Origin of the sequence: Conexibacter stalactiti (genome assembly GCF_033542075.1) — a bacterium.
GTDB classification, from domain to species: Bacteria; Actinomycetota; Thermoleophilia; order Solirubrobacterales; family Solirubrobacteraceae; genus Conexibacter; species Conexibacter stalactiti.
In genome coordinates this window covers 1-17,403 of the sequence record NZ_JAWSTH010000079.1, presented here as the reverse complement: position 1 = coordinate 17,403, position 17,403 = coordinate 1, and the positions used below count along the sequence as shown (strand labels likewise).

Below are 17,403 nucleotides of genomic sequence, written 5' to 3'. Positions count from 1 at the left end.
GGCTGCCGCGGCCCGGCGGTCGAGCGGCCGCCGCGCGGCGTACCCTCTGCCGATGGCGTACACCACGGCAGAGGGGCGGCAGCAGCTGCTCGACACGGTCGCCGAGGCGATCGAGGGGATCGGGCGCGCGCTGGCGCTGCTCGGGGTCGCCTACGAGGAGTTGGACGAGTCGCGCGGCGACGAGCTGGAGCGGCTGCTGTTCCGCCCGGCGCAGCTCGCCTACGGCCGCGCCCGTCGCGCTCACGGCGACTTCGCCGGCCGCGCCGGGCTGCCGGGGCGCGAGTTCGCTTCGGCGGCGGCGCCGGCCGCCTGGCACGGTGCCCGCAGCCTCGTCGAGGACGCGATCGACGAGCTGGGCGGCGCCGACGACACGCTCGCCGACCTGCAGGACTCGCTGCTGCCGGTCGAGGTGGGAGATCCGGAGCTGCGCAAGGCGCTCGCCGAGGTGCGCGAGGTGCTGGGCCCGTTGCAGGGCGGCGGCGACGAGCTGCTGCGCATGCTGTGGCGCTGACGCGCGTCAGCGTCCGACGGCGCTGAGATCCTTCGGAGGCCATGAGCGATGACGGGCCTCCCAGCGCTCCGCGGCATCCGCGGATCGAGCAGCGCTCGCTGCTGCTGCGGGGCGGGACGGGCTCCGGGCTCGACCTCGCGCGGCTCCAACGCGACGTCGTCGGCGCGATCGAGCTGCCGCTGCGGCAGGCAGCCACTGAGCAGCCGCTGCTGACGCAGGTGCGGCGCGACGGGCTCGGGATCGTGCTCAGCGGCGAGGCGTGGCGCAATCAGCTCGATCCGGCCGCGCGCGGCGAGGCGTTCGGCACGCTGCCGTATGCGCAGCCGGCGCCGCTGGAGCTGGAGCGCGGACCGCTGTCAGCGGCGGCGCTGGCCGACTACGCCGAGACCTATCTCGACGCCCAGCTGGCGGCCGGCGCGACGCTCGCGACGACGCCCGCGCACCTGTTCGAGCGCGAGCTGGGGGAGGGGCGCGAGCAGGATCTCGCGCTCGCGCGCGCGACGATCGCCGCCTGGCGCGAGCGGCAGGGCTGGCGCCCGCCGCCGCAGCGCCCCGACGACCCGCCGCGCGAGCTGTACGCCGGAGTGGCGGTGCGGGCGGCGATCGACCCCATCCCGGCCCTGATCGAACGCTATGCCGCGCTCTCCGTCGACGGCTACTGGCTGACAGTCTTCGACGGCGACGACTCGGCGGAGCAGCTCGGCGCCGTCACCGCGCTCGCGCTCGGGTTGCAGGAGGCGAGCGGACGGCCGGTCGTGGTGGCTGGCGCCGGCCCCGCGCAGACGGCGCTGCTGGCGAGCGGTCTCGCGGCTGTGTGTACGGACGTACATGCCACGCCTCCGCAGTTCCCGCCGCACGACGAAGCCAACACCGGCGCCGGCTCGGTCACCGCCTTCGCGTTGCCGGTCTTCCATCCGGCGATCCTCGGGGAGCTGCCGCCCGGCGTCGCCTTCGAGGAGGCCCGCACACGGCTGTTCGCGACCGACCCCTGCCGCTGCGGCGAGCACGTCGCGCACGAGCCGCCGCACGGCCGCCGCGCGACCGTCGCCCACAACGCCTGGTGCCTGGCGGCTGAGGCGCGCGACGCGACCGGGCTGCTGCCGGTCTTCGACGAGGCGCGGCTCGGCGCGCGGCGCCAGCGCGCCGACCGCATGCGCGCGCGGCTCGGCCTCGAGCCGCTGCCGGCCGGCTGGGGCGCTGTCGCAACCGCGGCGGCGACCGTCCGCTCCGGAGCGATACGCGCCGACGGCGCGCGCGCCGCGGGCGGCGGAACCGCCCCCGGCGGCGGTCTGCACGCCGTCTGAAGCACGCGCGGCGGCAATGTTCGCCGCACGCCGCGGCGGCCTGCACCCGGTGTGAAGTCCGTGTGACGGCTCTTCCCGCCGACCGCCCGGTCGATCAGAGTCTCACGACGTGCCAACTCCATTGCCCTCGCTCGGCAGCTCGCTCGACGCGGCGCCGATGTCCCGCCTGCACGTGCGCTTCTGGCTGCTCGCCGGCCTCGGGATCCTGCTCGACGGCTTCGACTTCTTCATCATCGGCGTCGCCAATCCGCTCGTCGCGGAGGAGTTCGGCATCAGCGCGGCGGAGAAGGGGCTCGTCTCCGCCGCCGCGATCGTCGGCGCGGTCTTCGGCGCCGGGCTGCTCGGCCCGCTCGGCGACAAGCTCGGCCGCCGCCGCATCTTCAAGTACGACCTGTGGCTGTTCGTCGTCTTCTCGCTGCTGTGCGTGGTCGCGTGGGACGTCTGGTCGCTGATCGCCTTCCGCTTCGTGCTCGGGATCGCGATCGGGCTCGACTACCCGATCGCGGCCAGCTACCTCGCCGAGATCCTGCCGTCGAAGACGCGCGGCAGATGGCTCGTCGGCGCCTTCAGCCTGCAGGCGGCGGGGATCCTGCTCGGCGCGCTCGTCGGTGTCGTCGTGCTGCTGGTGCTGCCCGACGTCGAGTCGTGGCGGCTGATGCTCGGCTTCGGCGTCGTGCCGGCCCTGCTGATCATCTGGCTGCGGCGCGGCGTGCCCGAGAGCCCGCGCTGGCTGGCGCAGAACGGTCGTGACGAGGAGGCGCGCGAGGTCGCCGAGGCGCTCTGCGGCCACCCCGTCGCGGTCACCGACGCCGATCGCGCACGCGAGCAGGAGCCGGCCGAGGGGCTGAAGGCGCTGCTGCAGCCGCGGCTGTTCTCGCGCCGCTACCTGCGCCGCACCGTCTTCACCGCCGTGCCGTGGTTCCTGATGGACGTGGCGACCTACGGCGTCGGCATCTTCACGCCGACGCTGCTGGCCGCGATGGCGCTCGCCGGGCCGGACGCGACCTTCCTCTCCGATGACATCGCGGCGACGAAGGGGACGGCCGCGCTCGACCTCTTCCTCGTGATCGGCTTCCTGCTCGCGATCGTGCTCGTCGACCGGCTCGGGCGCGTGCGATTGCAGCTGATCGGCTTCGCGGTGATGGCGCCGGCGCTCGGGCTGCTCGCGCTCGCGGAGTCACTCGACGGCGGCGGCGAGCAGCACATCGCGCTCGTGCTGATCGCCTTCGCGCTCTTCAACACGTTCATGAACATGGGGCCGAACGCGACCACCTTCGCGCTGCCCGCCGAGATCTTCCCGTCGGAGCTGCGCGCGGCCGGCCACGGCTTCGCGGCCGCCTGCGCCAAGCTCGGCGCGGCGCTCGGCGTCTTCCTCTTTCCGCTGCTGCTCGACGAGATCGGCACGAGCGCGCTGCTGCTGGTCGTCGCCGGCTGCTGCGTCCTCGCCTTCCTCGTCACCGCCGCACTGCGGATCGAGCCGCTCGGGCGCTCGCTCGACGAGGTCTCCGGCGCCGAGGCCGGCGCGCTCGCCGCGCGCGTCACGCCGCCCTGAAACGGCGCTCGATCGGCGCCGATCGAGTACAAGGGGAGTGCCGATGCCCGCGCTCTCCCGTCGTCGCCTGCTGCAGTCCGGTCTGCTCGCCGCCGCTTCGACCGCGCTCGGCCCCGGTTTCTGGCGCGATGCGCTGGCGGCGCCGCCGGCGCAGGCCGGCGCGGGACCGTACGGGCCGCTGCTGGCGCCCGACGGCAACGGGCTGCGGCTGCCGCGCGGCTTCAGCTCGCGGGAGATCGCGCGCGGCAGCGGGCTGCTCGCCGGCTACAGCTTCCCCTGGTACCCCGACGGCCAGGCGACCTACGCGACCCCCGACGGCGGCTGGATCCTCGTCACCAACAGCGAGATCGGCGAGGGCGGGGGAGGCGTCTCGGCGACCCGCTTCGCGCGCGATGGGCGGATCGCCGGCGCCTACCGGATCCTCGGCGGGACGAGCACCAACTGCGCCGGCGGGGCGACGCCGTGGGGGACGTGGCTCTCCTGCGAGGAGGTCGACGACGGCAGGGTGTGGGAGTGCGACCCGACCGGCGTGCGGCTGCCGGTCGCGCACGCGGCGATGGGGATCTTCAAGCACGAGGCGGCCTGCGTCGACCCCGGCGCGCAGACGGTCTACATGACCGAGGACCTCGACGGCGGCGGCCTCTACCGCTTCACGCCGCGCGACTATCCCGACCTCTCCGTCGGGCTGCTGGAGATCGCCTGCGACGGCGGGCGACCGGGGGCGGTCGTCTGGCGCGCGGTGCCGGACCCCGGCGGCGGCGCGCGCAACCCGACGCGCACGCAGGTGCGCGGCTCGATCCCGTTCGCGCGCGGGGAGGGGATCTGGTTCGACGCCGGCATCGTCTACGTCGCGACGACGACCGACGAGACGATTCACGCCTACGACACGCGCACGCAGACGCGCTCGACGCTCTACCGCGCCGACGACGCGCCCGGGACGCCGCTGCGCGGGGTCGACAGCGTCGTCGTCTCGCGCTCCGGCGACCTGTTCGTCGCCGAGGACTCCTACGACGACGATCCCGACGCGATGGACGTCTGCCTGATCACGCCGCAGGGGCGCGTCTCGCGCTTCCTCAAGCTGACCGGCGAGCAGCACTTCCGCCGCGGCGAGCAGTCGGAGGTCGTCGGCCTCTGCTTCGACCCCAGCGGCACGCGCATGTACCTCGGCTCGCAGCGCGCCTGGGGCGTCGGCGCCGTCTACGAGGTCAGCGGGCCGTTCCGGGCGGACCCGTCGTCGTCGGCGCCGGTCGCGACGAGCGGCGGCGCGCCGCTCGGGCTCGACGTCGCGCGGCGGATCGCGGTGCCGGCGCTCACCGGACGCGGGCTCGCGCTCGGGCTGACGCTCGACCGCCCCGCGACCGTCACCGCCCGGCTGACCGCGCGCGTCGGCGGCGGTCGTCCTCGCACCGTCGTGCTCGCACGGGTGCAGCGCCGCGCCGGCCGCGGTCCCGAGCTGCTGCGGCTGCGGCCGTCGAGCCGCGCGGTCGCGCGGATGCTGCGCGCACGGAGAACCCCCTTGCAGGCGACCGTCGAAGTGCGCGTCAGCTCCCCCGGCGCCGCCGCCCGCACGCTGCGCCGGACGGTGCGGATTGCGGGATCTCCCGCGCCCTGAAACCCTCGCTCACGCGATCGCAACAGGCGTGAAGCGCCTGCCACACGATCGTCACCGAGCGGTCACAGGACGGCGGCGGGCGGGCGATCTGATGCGGGCGTCCCGCATCCCTCAGGAGGAGACTCCATGCTGTCATCCCGTGCCCGCGTGGGCACGCTGTCCGCGCTCGCGGCCGCTGCCGCGGCGATCCCGCTCGCGCTGCCGTCGTTCGCCGCCGCCTCGCCGAGCGGCATCGTCATCTCGGAGCTGCGCGTCGGCGGCCCGCAGGGCGGCAACGACGAGTTCGTCGAGCTGCTCAACGCCTCCGCCGCGCCGGTCGCGATCGGCGGCTGGAAGCTGCAGGGCTGCGCCAGCGGCTCCGGCGCGCCGAGCGACCGCGTCACGATCCCGGGCGGCGTGACGCTGCCGGCCGGCGGTCGCTACCTGCTCGCCAACAGCGCCGCAAGCGGATACTCCGGCACGGTCACGCCCGACGCGACCTACACGACCGGCGTCTCCAACTCCGGCCTCTCCGGCGCGCGGCTGGTGACCAGCGGCGGCACCGCCGCCGATGGGATCGGCTTCGCCGGCTCGCAGTGCGCCGAGGGCAGCGGCTTCGACCTCTCCAGAGTCGCCGGCACCGGCGGCAGCAGCGCCCATCGCGGCGGCTCCAGTGAGGGCGCCGACAGCGACAGCAACGGCGCCGACTTCGCCGTCGCCGCCGCCAACCCGCAGAACAGCGGCGGCAGCGGCCCCGGCGAGCCGAGAGATCCCGAGGTCACGCCGATCCACGAGATCCAGGGCGCCGGCGCCTCCAGCCCGCTCAGCGGCAGCACCGTCACGATCGAGGGCGTCGTCACCGGCATCGACGATCTGATGGGCAAGAACTACACGACGGTCTTCCCCGAGGACGCGGGCGTCTGGGTCCAGCAGGAGCCGGGCACCGAGGACGCGAACGCGAGCACCTCCGAGGGCGTCTTCGTCGGCTACGTGCGCGGGCCCGGCAACGACCGCGCGGCGCTGCTCGGCAAAAGAGTCCGCCTGACCGGCGTCGTGAAGGAGAAGTTCAACCAGACGCAGGTCAACATCCTCCAGAACACCGAGCCGGTCGTGCTCGGCACCGGCACGCTGCCGGCGCCGGTGACGATCGACGCGGACAAGGCTGCGGCGCAGACGATCACCGACGTCGAGGGCAACGGCACGCGCAGCTACTACGAGACGCTCGAGGGGATGCGCGTCACGCTCGCGACCGGCATCGCCAACAGCGGCGGCACGACCAAGTTCGGCGAGCTGTTCCTCAACCCCGGCACGACCCGCCAGCGCGTCTTCAACACGACGACCGGCGCGCAGCTGGGCTCGCTCGTCGCGCTCGTCGACGACGCCGGCGCCGGCGACCCCGACAGAGGCGAGATCGACCTGCGCGGGCCGAGCAGAACGCTCGTCGCCGCCGACCTCTTCGCGCGCGTCGAGAACGCGACCGGCCCGCTCGGCTTCTCCTACTACAACTACAAGCTCGCGACGCAGGAGAGCGGGATGCCGGTCGTCACGGCCGACGCGCAGATCCCAACGACCTACACGCTGCCGCCGGCCCAGAACGACGAGCTGCGGATCTCCGGCTTCAACGTCGAGAACCTCTTTCCGCCCGGCGCGACCCTCGACCTGCACACCGTCTCCCAGGCCGAGTACGACGAGAAGCTGACCGGCCTCGCGAACGCGATCCGCGACCGGCTGCGCTCGCCCGACGTCGTCGCAGTGCAGGAGATCGGCGACAGCATCCACGACGTCGGCAGCCCGGCGCCGAACCCGGCGAAGGACAGCAGACAGGTCCTGCAGGACCTCGCCGACCGCATCGGCGGCGGCTACGTCGCCTACGCGATCGAGGCGTTCGACACGCGCGGCATCGACGTCGGCTACCTCGTCAAGTCCGGCGTGACGGTCCACGGCGACGCGCAGCAGGTCGCGCTCGGCGTGCCGCGCCCGGACAGAGAGTGCAACAGCCGCGCCGACCAGGCGTTCGACCGCGTCCCGCTCGCGCTCGAGGTCGAGAAGGACGGCCTCCGCACGACGCTGATCAACAACCACTTCAAGTCGAAGGGCGGCACCGACCTCTGCCGCGAGGTTCAGGCCGAGGCCGTCCGCAGAGTCGCGGCGTCGTACGCCGCGGCGGGGCGCAACGTGATCGTCACGGGCGACCTCAACGCGTTCGAGTTCGAGTCGCCGCTGACGATCCTCACGCAGGGCGGGCTGCTGACCAACCTGTGGGATCGCGCGCCGGAGCAGGAGCGCTACAGCTACCACTACAACGGCCGCCTGCAGACGCTCGACCACGCGCTTGTGACGGCGAGACTGCTGGAGCGCGTGCGCGACTTCCGCTACGCCCACCTCGACAACGACTACCACCGCGACCGCTCGCTCGGCCAGGGTGTCTCCGACCACGATCCGCCGGTGCTGACGCTGCGCACCGACTGGGTCGCACCGGAGCAGCCGGCCTGGTTCTCGACTGACGTCGCCTTCATCGACGCCGGGCTGCAGCCGCTCTTCACGACCGGCCCGGTGCAGCGTGTCGTCGTGCGCAACGCGAAGGCCGACGGCACCCCCGGCGGCGCGCCGCTGGAGATCTCGCGGATCACGGTCGACGGCGACCACCCGAGCGACTTCGCGCTGACGCACACGACGTGCACGCGCGGCGAGCTGGCGCCCGCCGGCAGCTGCGTCGTCGAGGTCCGCTTCAACCCGTCGGCGCTCGGCGCGCGCGACGCGCTGCTGACGTTCGAGACGAGCGTCGGCCCGCGGACGCTGTCGCTCGCCGGCAGCGGCGCGGAGGCGTCGTCGGGCAGAGACGGCAGAGACGGGGCGGACGGCAGAGACGGATCCAACGGCAGAGACGGGGCGGACGGCAGAGATGGCGCTGACGGTCCCGCGGGTCCGAAGGGCGACGCCGGCGCGGCCGGCCCGAAGGGCGACAAGGGCGATCGCGGCGAGCGAGGCGAGAGAGGCGCGAAGGGCGATCCCGGCCGCGACGCGACCGTGACGTGCACGATCAGAGGCACGAGCAGAATCTCCTGCTCGATCGTGTTCAGAAACGCGAGAGCGGCGGCCTCGTCGAAGCTCAAGCGCAAGAGCCAGGCGGTGCTGGTGCGCAACGGCCGCACCTACGCGAAGGGCCGCGTCGGCAGCCTGCGCGCGACCCGCGCGGTCAGCCGCGGCCGCTACACGCTGCGCGTCGGCAGCGGCGCCAAGGCCCTGAAGCTGCCGGTCACGGTGCGCTGAGGCGAGGGGCCGCGCGGGGACTTCCCCGCGCGGCCCTCACGAACGCAGGCGTTTTTGTGTGAATTGTGGGGGGACATCCTCACTGTTCATAAAGACAGTGCATCTCACGCCGATCTCCGGCATGCGGTTCCCGTCAATCCGCCGGAGGAAGAGATGAAGCTCACAGTCAGGACGAAGCTGCTCGGCGGCTTTCTCGTCGTGATCGCGCTGATGGTCGCGGTCGGGACGCTCGCGATCGTCAAGCTCGGCTCGATCAACACGGTCACGACCGAGCTCGGCGACAACGCCGTGCCGGCCTTGCAGAACTACGCGCTGCTCAACAACAGCACGCAGGCGTACCGCAAGGACCAGCTGCGCTACGTGACGGCGATCGACGCCAGAGACAGAGCGGAGATGGCCGACACGATCGCCGAGGACCTCAGAAACATGGAGCTGGCGATCAGACGCGGGACCGCGCTGGCGATCTCGCCGGCCGGTCGCGCCGCCTTCGCGGACTTCGTCAGAGACTGGAACCTCTACGTCGAGCTGACCGGCGACTACAGAATGATCGCCGACGCCGGCCGCGAGCGCGAGGCGATCGCGCTGATGTCGATCGGCGGCGGCAAGGAGGCGTTCAACAACGTCAGAGCGTCGCTCAACGCCGCCACCGACCTGCGCGGCAGATCGTCGTCCGCGCTCGCCGCCGACGCCAACGACACCGTCAGCTCGACCCGCTCGATCATCGTCGTGCTGCTGGTCGCGGCCGCGCTCGCCGGCCTCGCGATCGCGCTGCTGCTGGCGCGCGGGATCGTCGGCGGCGTGCGCCAGATGCGCGACGCCGCGCGCGGGATCGCCGTCGGCGACATCGACCAGCGGATCGAGATCAGATCGCGCGACGAGATCGGCGAGACCGGCGAGGCGTTCAGAGCGATGGTCGCCTACCTCGACGAGACCGCCGAGGCGGCGCGCCGGATCGCCGCCGGCGACCTCGCCGTCGACGTGCGGCCGAAGTCCGACAGAGACGCGCTCGGCAACGCCTTCCTGGAGATGAGCACCGAGCTGCGCAGCGCGCTCGGCGACCGTTCCAGCCTCGAAGCGCTGGTCGAACGGATGGAGAGCCTGTCGGCGCACGACCTCGCCGCGCTGGAGCGGGCGCTGGCCGCCGTCGCCGAGGGCGACCTGACCGTCGAGGCGACCGCCACGACCGGACCGGTCGAGATCGAGGCCGGCCTCGCGGCGGGCCGCCTGGCCGAGATCTTCAACGCGATGCTCGCGCAGTTGCGCGGCTCGGTCGAGGGCTATGGCGCGATGCGCGAGAAGATGGCGCAGCTGCTGCGGCAGATCGCGCAGGAGTCGCAGGCGGTCGCGGCCGCCTCGCAGCAGATGGCGACGACCTCCGAGGAGTCCGGCCGCGCCGTCGGCGAGATCGCCTCCGCCGTCGGCGAGGTCGCGGCCGGCGCCGAGCGCCAGGTGCGGGCCGTCGGCGAGGCGCGCGAGCTGACCGAGCAGGTCGTCTCCGCGACCGGCAGCTCCAGCGAGGACGCCCGTCAGACGGCTGACGCCGCCGAGCAGGCGCGCGCGGTCGCCGAGGAGGGCGCCGCCGCGATCGGCGAGGCGACGGCCGCGATGGAGGCGGTGCAGGCCTCCTCGGCCGACGTCACGACGACGATCCGCGAGCTGGGCGCGAAGTCCGACGAGATCGGCGGCATCGTCGGCACGATCACGGGCATCGCGGAGCAGACGAACCTGCTGGCGCTGAACGCCGCGATCGAGGCGGCGCGCGCCGGCGAGCAGGGTCGCGGTTTCGCGGTCGTCGCCGAGGAGGTGCGCAAGCTGGCGGAGGAGTCACAGGAGGCGGCGCGCTCGATCTCCGGCCTGATCGCCGAGATCCAGCGCGAGACCGGCCGCGCCGTCGACGTCGTCGAGAACGGCGCGCAGCGCACCTCCGACGGCGTCGTCACCGTCGAGCAGGCGCGTGACTCGTTCCTGCGGATCGGCACGAGCGTCGAGGACATGACGCAGCGCGTCAACGGGATCGCCGCGACGATCGGCGAGATCTCGCTCAGCGCCGGCCGCATGCAGCAGAACATGGTCGACGTCGCCGCGGTCGCCGAGCAGTCGTCAGCCTCGACCGAGCAGGTCTCGGCCTCGACGCAGCAGACGTCCGCCTCGACCCAGGAGATCGCCGCCTCCGCGCAGGAGCTGGCGCGCACCGCCGAGGAGCTGGAGCGGCTGGTGGGCCAGTTCAAGCTGTGACGATGTCGTGACCCGGCGGAGCTGCTCGTGATGGCGCACGAGTAGCCTGCTGGGCTTCAGTACTTCCCCCACACAGCCGATCAGGGAGCCATGGGACATCACTTGCAGGACATCGAAGCACCGGACACGAGAGCGAAGTCGCGGCGGATGCGGCTGAGCGCCGGGGCGGTCGCGCTCCTGCTCGCCGGCACCCTTGCGGCGTGCGGTGGCGACGATTCGTCTGACAGCACCACCACGAGCGCCGCAAGCGGCTCGACGACCGAGCAGACGGCGCCGGCGGAGACGACCGAGACGACCGCGGCGGCCGAGGACAACGGCGTCGCCGAGCTGAGCGGCGAAGAGATCCTGGCGGCGGCGAGAGATGCCGCGAAGGGCGCGACCGCCGTCCACGTCGCCGGTGTGATGGAGGAGGTCGAGCTCGACATCAGCCTCGTCAAGGGCGAGGGCGCGACCGGCAGAATCACGCAGGGCGGCGCGGGCGCCGAGATCATCGTCGTCGGCGACGAGATCTTCCTCAAGGGCGACGAGAGATTCTACGAGTCGCTCGGCGGCGAGGCGGTCGTGAGACTGCTCGGCGACAAGTGGCTGAAGGTCCCGGCCGGCGGCGACGGCTTCGAGAGCTTCGAGCAGATCACCGACATGGAGACGCTGCTCGACGAGGCGCTCAGACCCGAGGGCGGCACGGTCGAGAAGGGCGAGACGAGCGACGTCGACGGCACGCCCGCGATCGGGCTGACGAGCGGCGAGAGAAGAGGCACGCTGTTCGTCGCGACGACGGGCGAGCCGTTCCCGCTGAAGATCGTCGGCGAGGGTGACAGAGGCGAGATCACGTTCGACGGCTGGAACGAGCCGGTCGAGCTGGAGGCGCCGACCGACGTGATCGACGTCGCCGAGCTGCAGAGAGCCGGCAGCAGCTGATCAGGTAGCAAGCACCGGAGAGTCTGGGTCGCTCAGCGACCAGAACTCTCCGCTGCTCATGAGGAGGAGGGCGTCGTCGCCAGCGCACGCAGCGCGGCGAGCGGCGCCCACTCCGAGATCGTGCGGCCGTCGAGCACGGCCGCGATCTCCCACGCCAGCGCCGACTCGACGTCGGCGTTCGCGAGCAGGTCGTCGACGTCGACTGCCAGCAGCCGCGCGGACAGCCGCGCCGGCAACCCGACGATGACGGCGTCGCCGAGCGTGCGCCGCTCCTGCGCGCCGCGCCGCGTCAGCCGCCGCAGATAGGCGCAGTCGGAGGCGTCCACGCGCGTCGCGACGACGGCCGCGCCGGCCAGCGCGTCGAGCGCGCCGACGCCGGCCCCGACCGCGCGCAGGTCGTCGCGCACGAGCGCGGCTTCGGCGCAGAGCCGAACCGCCAGCTCGAACTCCACGCCGGCCGTCGCGGCGGCGTCGGCGACAGCTGCGAGCGCGCCGCCGACCGGCAGCGTCCACGGCTCGTGCCGATCACCCGCGCGCACCGCTGCGCGGCTGACGACGCATTCCTCCAGCGCTGAACCCAGCGCGCTTCCGCGCGGGCCGGCGGCGGCGCCCGCGCGCCGGTCGCAATCGCGTTGGTCGCGGCGCCCACCGGGCAGCACGCGCAGTGTCGGAGTGTCGTTCGCCTCGATCATGGTGTAGAAATTAATTCTACATGGGAGGACGACGAGGTGCAAAGCCGCTGACGCGACGCGATTGGCTGTTCGGCTCACGGCCGCGACGGATGGCGCTGGAGGCGCTGCTGGCCGAGCCGGCGGGGGAGGCGTGGTCGAAGGCGCGGCTGGCGCGCGCGGCCGGCGTCAGCCCGCACGGCGGCATCGACGAGCAGGTCGACGGCTTCGTCAGAATCGGCCTGCTGGAGCGGCGCGACGGCGGCTACGCGCTCGCCGACCCGCCGCCCGCCTACGCCGCGACGCTCGCGGCGCTGCTGCGCGAGCTGGAGCGGCTGCCGGACTCCTGAGGCGGCGCTACGCCGCCGCGGCCAGCGGCTCGCCCGCGGGCGGCGCCGCGACCGGCGTCCGCCGCCGTATCAGCGCCATCCCGCCGCCGGCCGGTGCCCACGCGACGCCGCGGAACTTCCACGGCTCGTCGGGCGCGTTGGTCGGCAGCAGCTCGACCTCGCGCAGCATCACGCGCAGCACGACGTCCAGCTCCATGTGCGCGAAGGTCGCGCCGATGCAGCGGCGGATCCCGCCGCCGAAGGGGATCCACGAGTAGGTCTCCGGCCGCACGTCGAGGAAGCGGTCGGGGTCGAAGCGGTCGGGGTGGGGGAAGAGCGCCGGGTCGTAGTGGGTCAGGCCGGCGCTGAGGCCGATCAGCACGCCCTTCGGCAGGCGGTAGCCGCCGACCTCGAACGGTCTGCGCGTGTGGCGGCCGGCGAAGGAGATCACCGGGCGCATCCGCTGCACTTCGCGGATCGTCGCCTCGCGCAGCGCTCTCCCACCGGCGTCGGCCTCCTCGACCAGGCGCGCGAGCACGTCGGGGTGGCGGCGCAGCCGCTCGACCGCCCACGCGAGCGTGTGCGCCGTCGTCTCGTGGCCGGCGGCGAGCATCGTCACGAGCTGGTCGCGGATCTCGGCGTTGCTCAGCTCGCTGCCGTCGGCGCGGCGCGCCTGCACCATCAGTGCGAGCACGTCGAGCCGCTGCTCGACGTCGGGGTCGCGGCGGGCCTCGTCGATCAGCGTGTCGAGGATCGCGTCGACCTCGGCGCGCAGTCGCAGGAAGCGGCCCCACGGGCTGAGGCGGCCGAGGTCCTTCTGCGCGCGCGGGAAGCGCGAGAGGCTCTGGCCCAGCTCGGTCCAGCGCGGCAGCAATCTCTCCAGCCGCTCCATCCGCTCGCCGCTGGCGCCGAAGACGGCGCTCAGTATCGCCTTCAGCGTGATCGTCTGCATCGGCCCGGCGGTCGCGAACTCGACCCCTTCGGGCCACTGCGCGATCTGCTCGCGCGCGATCTGCTCGATCAGCGGCTCGTACGCCTTCATCCGTCTGCCCTGGAACGGCGGCAGCAGCAGCTTGCGCTGCTCCATGTGGTGCTCCTCGTCGATCCCGAGCAGCGAGTTGTTGCCGAGCACGCGCCGCAGCGGGCTCTGGCTGCCGGCGTGGAGCGTCTTCGGATCGGCCATGAAGGTGTGCTTGATCAGCGCCGGGTCCGACAGCACGACGAGGCGGCCGAGGCCGGCCATGTGGAGCGAGAAGATCGGCCCGTAGCGGCGCCGCTGGCGTTCGAGGAACGGCCGCTGGCGCGTCAGCATGCCCAGCGTCTGCAGCGCTATCGGCATCCGCGGGCGGGGCGGCATGCCTTCGATCGGGCTCATCCTCGCTCCTCGTGGTCGACGCGACAGCGGCTGGTACATGAGCGTACCAGCCGCTGGGGGGTGTTGCGTCAGCGCACTTCGACCGTCGCGGCGCGCTCGACGACCTGCCGGCGGCCGCTGCGCTCGACCGCCTCGACCGCGAGCTGCAGTCTGCGTCCCTGCACGCTCTCCTCGAAGCGCAGCGGCAGCGTCGCGGAGATCAGCTTGCCGTCGCGCTTCAGCGCGATTCCGCGGCTGGCGAGGCCGACCGCGCCGCTGGCCGCGGCGCGCCCGCTGCGCAGGTCGATCGTCACCGTGCCGAGGCGCGCGCCGTTCTCGGAGACGTGCACGGCGACCGACTTCAGCAGCTTCCATCTGAGCGGGTGACGCCAGCTGAGACCGACCGGGACGGCCTCGCCGGCGTCGGCGCTCAACGCCCGCCGCTCCAGCCGCAGCACGCCGACGAGGTCGGATTCGCAGCGCTGCACCTTCGTCTCCAGCTGGTCGCGCGTGACGACGTCGCTGCCCTGCTCGCAGTCGATCGTGTCGGGCTCTCTGTCGGCCGCCGCGACCGTGTCGGCGCCGAGGCCGGCGAGCAGCGTGTCGCGGCCGGCGCCGCCGATCAGCTGGTCCGGGCCGTCGCCGCCTTCGAGGCGGTCGTCGCCGCCGAGGCCGTCGAGCGTGCTGAAGGCGCTGAACGAGAACAGCTTGTCGGGGCCGGGCGTGCCGGTCACGTTCTCGACGTTGCCGCGGACGTTGTCGCGCTCGAACGGCGCGCCGTCGTTGGCGACGTTGTCGAGCGAGACGTTGACGCCCGGCGTCGCGGAGCGCGGCGCGTAGTTGATCCCGTCGACGCCGGGGCCGCCGTGGTGGTCGTCGGCGCCGTCGCCGTCGACGGTCACGAACAGGTCGCCGCCATCGCCGCCGGCGAGCGAGTCGTCGCCGTTGCCGCCGAGGAAGACGTCGGCGCGGGCACTGCCCCACAGTCTGTCGGCGAACGCGGTCCCGTGGAAGCCCTCGAAGCCGTGCACGAGCAGGTTCTCGTTGGCGATCCCGTCGAGCACGTTGTCGTCGGCGGTGACGCTGGTCGCGCTGGGCGCGTCGAACCAGCTGATCCAGTCGAAGCCGTCGCCGCCGGCGAGCGTCACGACGCCGCGCGGGAGGCTGCCCTCGCGGTGGCCGGCGGTGACGTAGTCGGAGTCGGGGCCGGCGTCGACGAAGGCCGCCTGCGGCGCGCGGTAGTCGAGCCGGTCCGAGCCGCCCGCCAGCCGCAGCGACAGCGACGCCGTGCCGGCGGCGCACTCGAGCGTGCCGCCGACGACGACGCATCTGTTCGTGCCGCTGCGCTGCGCGACGGTGTCGGCGATCACGAGCTTGGTGCCGACCTGGCGGACGGTCACGGCGTTGGCCTCGTTCTGGCCCGCGCTGTCGTCGAAGTACGTGTAGGTGTTGGCGGTCGGGTCGTAGATGACCGCGGCGGCGCCGGCGGCGGCCGGCGCGGCGAGTGCCGAGGCAGCGGCGAGCGCCGCGACCGCGAGGGTGCGTGACATGGTTGCTCCTTGGGTGGGGTGGTGGGGTGGTGAAGCGGTGCCGGGCGGCGCGCGTCAGCGGCCGTCCCAGCGCTGCTCGTGCTCGGCGTGCGTACGCAGATAGGCGCCGGGGCCGAACTTCTCGTCGTAGAACGCGAGGTCGAGGTGGTGGGCCTGGAGGTACGTCGTGATGTGCAGGCTCGGCACGGTCCCCGGGAATCTCCCGAACGTGTCGAGCACGTACTGCGCCTGCAGCGCGACGCAGGCGCGGAAGTCGGCGCCGTGCGGCTGCGCGCTGCCGCGCGCGGCCGGGCTGTCCTTCCACGGGCCGGGCGTGCCGGCGTTGTGCGGACCGCCGGCGCCGAACTTGCGCTCGCACAGCAGCTCGACCGCCTCGCTCATGTCGGCGACGTGCGGCGGGCAGAGCGCGCTGAAGAGGCCGTCGGCGCCGGTCGGGTTCGGGACCGCCCAGCGCGCGTCGACGTCGGCGCGGAAGCCGAGGCCGGGGACGTCGGGGTCGTCGCTGGCGCCGAGCACGGTGAGGTGGTCGATCCCGTCGAACATCCAGCCGCCGAGGCCGATCCCCTGCAGCATCAGCGCGCCGGCGTAGCAGCCGGCCGCCTGCTCGGCGGCGAGCTGCGTCATCGCGCGCTGTTCGAGGTAGCTGAGCGGGTACGCCGCGCTCGGATCGACGAGCGACGCGAAGCGCTCGACGCCCGGAATCGGCCGGCCGTTGACGTCGTCGTAGAGGACCGCGCCGTTCTGCGTCAGGTAGCAGAGCACCTGCAGCATGTGCTGGGCGAGATCGCCGACCGGGAACGCGAGCAGGCTGCCGGGGCGGTTGACGCACCAGTGGTTGTGGCCCTCGATGAACGGCTCCTGCGCCGGCAGGTGGAGGCGTCTGTCGGCGATCCGCCGCACCTGCGCTCGGTGGCGCGCGACCATCAGCTCCGGCGTGACCTCCTCGGCGCCGGGGTCGACGAGCGCGCCGGCGTCGCGCGTGCGCAGCAGGTAGAGGCCGCTGTCGTCGGTGAACAACAGCTCGCTGGTGTGGAAGCCGGCCGCCGAGGGGAAGGTGCGGCCGGCCGCGCCGCCGGCGTAGTTGGCCATGTGCGGCGCGTAGCGGGCGTTGTGCGTGATGCCGGCGTGCCAGCCGGTCGTGCCGGCGACGGCGCTGAGAACGAGCATCGTCTCCAGCTCGTCGAGCGGCTGCGGCGCCTGCTCGGAGCGGTAGGCGAGCGGTCCGTCGGGGATCTCGCTGCCGCGCGCGAAGCGGCGCGAGCGGCGGCCGTAGAGCGCCTCGACGAGCGGGAACGACGCGAGGCTCTGGAGGCCGGGATGGACCCCGGCGGCGGTGGGGAGCTGCGAAGCGGTGGACATGGCCGGCACTGTCGCGAGGCGCCCGTTCGCCGATCGTTCGGCCACCGTCTTCGGCGCGTCTGCGGCCGTCTGCGCGCGTCTGCGGCGGGGCGCCGAGCGGCCGGACTCCGGTCGATCACTGGTCCCTGAGACCAGCGATCGACCGGTGTCGGCGCTACCGCACCTTCAGCGGCAGCACGACCGTGCGGCCGACGAGCGGGCCGTCGCCGCCGTACGTGATCCGCAGGCGCTTGGTGCCGGCGGTCTCGAAGCGGTCGAGCTTGACGCGGGCACGGCCGCCGCGCACCTTCGCGCTGCCGACCGTGCGGCCGGCCTCGGTCACGCGCACCGTGCCGCCCGGGTTGAGGCCCGGCGCGGTGACGGCGATCCGCAGCCGCGCGCGCGTGCGTCCGGCCTCGACGCGCTTGGTCACGCGCGTCGCCTTCAGCGCCGGCGCCGCTCTGCGCACCGGCACGACGACCGTCGTCGAGGAGGCGGCGACGCTGTCGCTGCCGGAGAAGCGGACCGTCAGGCGGTGGCGGCCCGGTCTCAGCGCCGTGCCGTGCAGCTTGACCGTCGCGGCGCCGTCGCTGACGCGGCCGCTCGCCAGCGGCTGCGCGCCGGCCGCGATCGCGACCGTTCCGCTCGCCGTCGCCGGCGCGGCGACGCTGACCTGCACGGTCGCGCCGACGCCGTACGTCGCGCCGCTGGAGGCCGCGGTCGTGCGCGAGCCGGCCGGAGCCGAGCCGCCGGAGCCGCCCGCGCCCGCGTCGGAGCCCGCGA

Annotated in this window: 13 protein-coding genes; 8 read left to right on the top strand and 5 right to left on the bottom strand. The window is 73.5% G+C overall.

The features are described from left to right. The first annotated feature begins 52 nt into the window (after positions 1 to 52). The 7 genes from R7226_RS23000 (at position 53) to R7226_RS22970 (ending at position 11,381) form a co-directional block, all read left to right on the top strand. A complete protein-coding gene (locus R7226_RS23000) occupies positions 53 to 511 on the top strand; it encodes a hypothetical protein (RefSeq protein ID WP_318599695.1) in 459 nt (152 codons plus the stop codon). Between the two features lie 41 nt (positions 512 to 552). Further along, a complete protein-coding gene (locus R7226_RS22995; RefSeq protein ID WP_318599694.1) occupies positions 553 to 1,815 on the top strand; it encodes a hypothetical protein in 1,263 nt (420 codons plus the stop codon). A gap of 109 nt (positions 1,816 to 1,924) precedes the next feature. Further along, positions 1,925 to 3,367 (top strand): MFS transporter, encoded by a 1,443-nt coding sequence (locus R7226_RS22990; protein ID WP_318599693.1) that lies wholly within the window; start codon positions 1,925 to 1,927, stop codon positions 3,365 to 3,367. A 43-nt stretch (positions 3,368 to 3,410) separates the two neighbouring features. After that, positions 3,411 to 4,979: an alkaline phosphatase PhoX gene (locus R7226_RS22985; protein ID WP_318599692.1), complete on the top strand. Its 1,569-nt coding sequence runs from the start codon at positions 3,411 to 3,413 to the stop codon at positions 4,977 to 4,979. A 147-nt stretch (positions 4,980 to 5,126) separates the two neighbouring features. Then, entirely contained in the window at positions 5,127 to 8,228 is a 3,102-nt protein-coding gene (locus R7226_RS22980) for a lamin tail domain-containing protein (protein ID WP_318599691.1), read from the top strand. A 153-nt stretch (positions 8,229 to 8,381) separates the two neighbouring features. Continuing rightward, positions 8,382 to 10,463 carry a HAMP domain-containing methyl-accepting chemotaxis protein gene (locus tag R7226_RS22975; protein WP_318599690.1) on the top strand — a complete coding sequence of 694 codons (2,082 nt, stop codon included), beginning with the start codon at positions 8,382 to 8,384 and terminating at the stop codon, positions 10,461 to 10,463. Between the two features lie 90 nt (positions 10,464 to 10,553). Further along, positions 10,554 to 11,381, top strand: a complete 828-nt coding sequence (locus R7226_RS22970) for a hypothetical protein (RefSeq protein WP_318599689.1) — start codon at positions 10,554 to 10,556, stop codon at positions 11,379 to 11,381. A 56-nt stretch (positions 11,382 to 11,437) separates the two neighbouring features. Here the strand turns inward: R7226_RS22970 and R7226_RS22965 are convergent, their stop codons facing one another. After that, positions 11,438 to 12,115: a hypothetical protein gene (locus R7226_RS22965; protein ID WP_318599688.1), complete on the bottom strand. Its 678-nt coding sequence runs from the start codon at positions 12,113 to 12,115 to the stop codon at positions 11,438 to 11,440. Between R7226_RS22965 and R7226_RS22960 the strand changes: the two genes are divergently transcribed. Further along, on the top strand, positions 12,094 to 12,399 hold the full coding sequence (locus R7226_RS22960; RefSeq protein ID WP_318599687.1) for a hypothetical protein: 306 nt from the start codon (positions 12,094 to 12,096) through the stop codon (positions 12,397 to 12,399). The genes R7226_RS22965 and R7226_RS22960 overlap by 22 nt on opposite strands. Positions 12,400 to 12,406: 7 nt before the next feature. Here the strand turns inward: R7226_RS22960 and R7226_RS22955 are convergent, their stop codons facing one another. The 4 genes from R7226_RS22955 to R7226_RS22940 form a co-directional block, all read right to left on the bottom strand. Next, a complete protein-coding gene (locus tag R7226_RS22955) occupies positions 12,407 to 13,753 on the bottom strand; it encodes a cytochrome P450 (RefSeq protein ID WP_318599686.1) in 1,347 nt (448 codons plus the stop codon). A gap of 68 nt (positions 13,754 to 13,821) precedes the next feature. Continuing rightward, on the bottom strand, positions 13,822 to 15,282 hold the full coding sequence (locus R7226_RS22950) for a calcium-binding protein (RefSeq protein WP_318599685.1): 1,461 nt from the start codon (positions 15,280 to 15,282) through the stop codon (positions 13,822 to 13,824). Positions 15,283 to 15,336: 54 nt separating this feature from the next. Then, positions 15,337 to 16,641, bottom strand: a complete 1,305-nt coding sequence (locus R7226_RS22945; RefSeq protein WP_318599684.1) for a hypothetical protein — start codon at positions 16,639 to 16,641, stop codon at positions 15,337 to 15,339. A gap of 154 nt (positions 16,642 to 16,795) precedes the next feature. Further along, the coding region (locus R7226_RS22940) for an Ig-like domain-containing protein (protein ID WP_318599683.1) at positions 16,796 to 17,403 on the bottom strand (608 nt) is incomplete at its 5' end.

Coding starts and splice junctions, on each gene's coding strand:
- R7226_RS22950 (WP_318599685.1), bottom strand. CDS start 15,282: ATGTCACGCACCCTCGCGGTCGCGGCGCTCGCCGCTGCCTCGGCACTC.
- R7226_RS22955 (WP_318599686.1), bottom strand. CDS start 13,753: ATGAGCCCGATCGAAGGCATGCCGCCCCGCCCGCGGATGCCGATAGCG.
- R7226_RS22975 (WP_318599690.1), top strand. CDS start 8,382: ATGAAGCTCACAGTCAGGACGAAGCTGCTCGGCGGCTTTCTCGTCGTG.
- R7226_RS23000 (WP_318599695.1), top strand. CDS start 53: ATGGCGTACACCACGGCAGAGGGGCGGCAGCAGCTGCTCGACACGGTC.
- R7226_RS22970 (WP_318599689.1), top strand. CDS start 10,554: ATGGGACATCACTTGCAGGACATCGAAGCACCGGACACGAGAGCGAAG.
- R7226_RS22995 (WP_318599694.1), top strand. CDS start 553: ATGAGCGATGACGGGCCTCCCAGCGCTCCGCGGCATCCGCGGATCGAG.
- R7226_RS22985 (WP_318599692.1), top strand. CDS start 3,411: ATGCCCGCGCTCTCCCGTCGTCGCCTGCTGCAGTCCGGTCTGCTCGCC.
- R7226_RS22960 (WP_318599687.1), top strand. CDS start 12,094: ATGGGAGGACGACGAGGTGCAAAGCCGCTGACGCGACGCGATTGGCTG.
- R7226_RS22945 (WP_318599684.1), bottom strand. CDS start 16,641: ATGTCCACCGCTTCGCAGCTCCCCACCGCCGCCGGGGTCCATCCCGGC.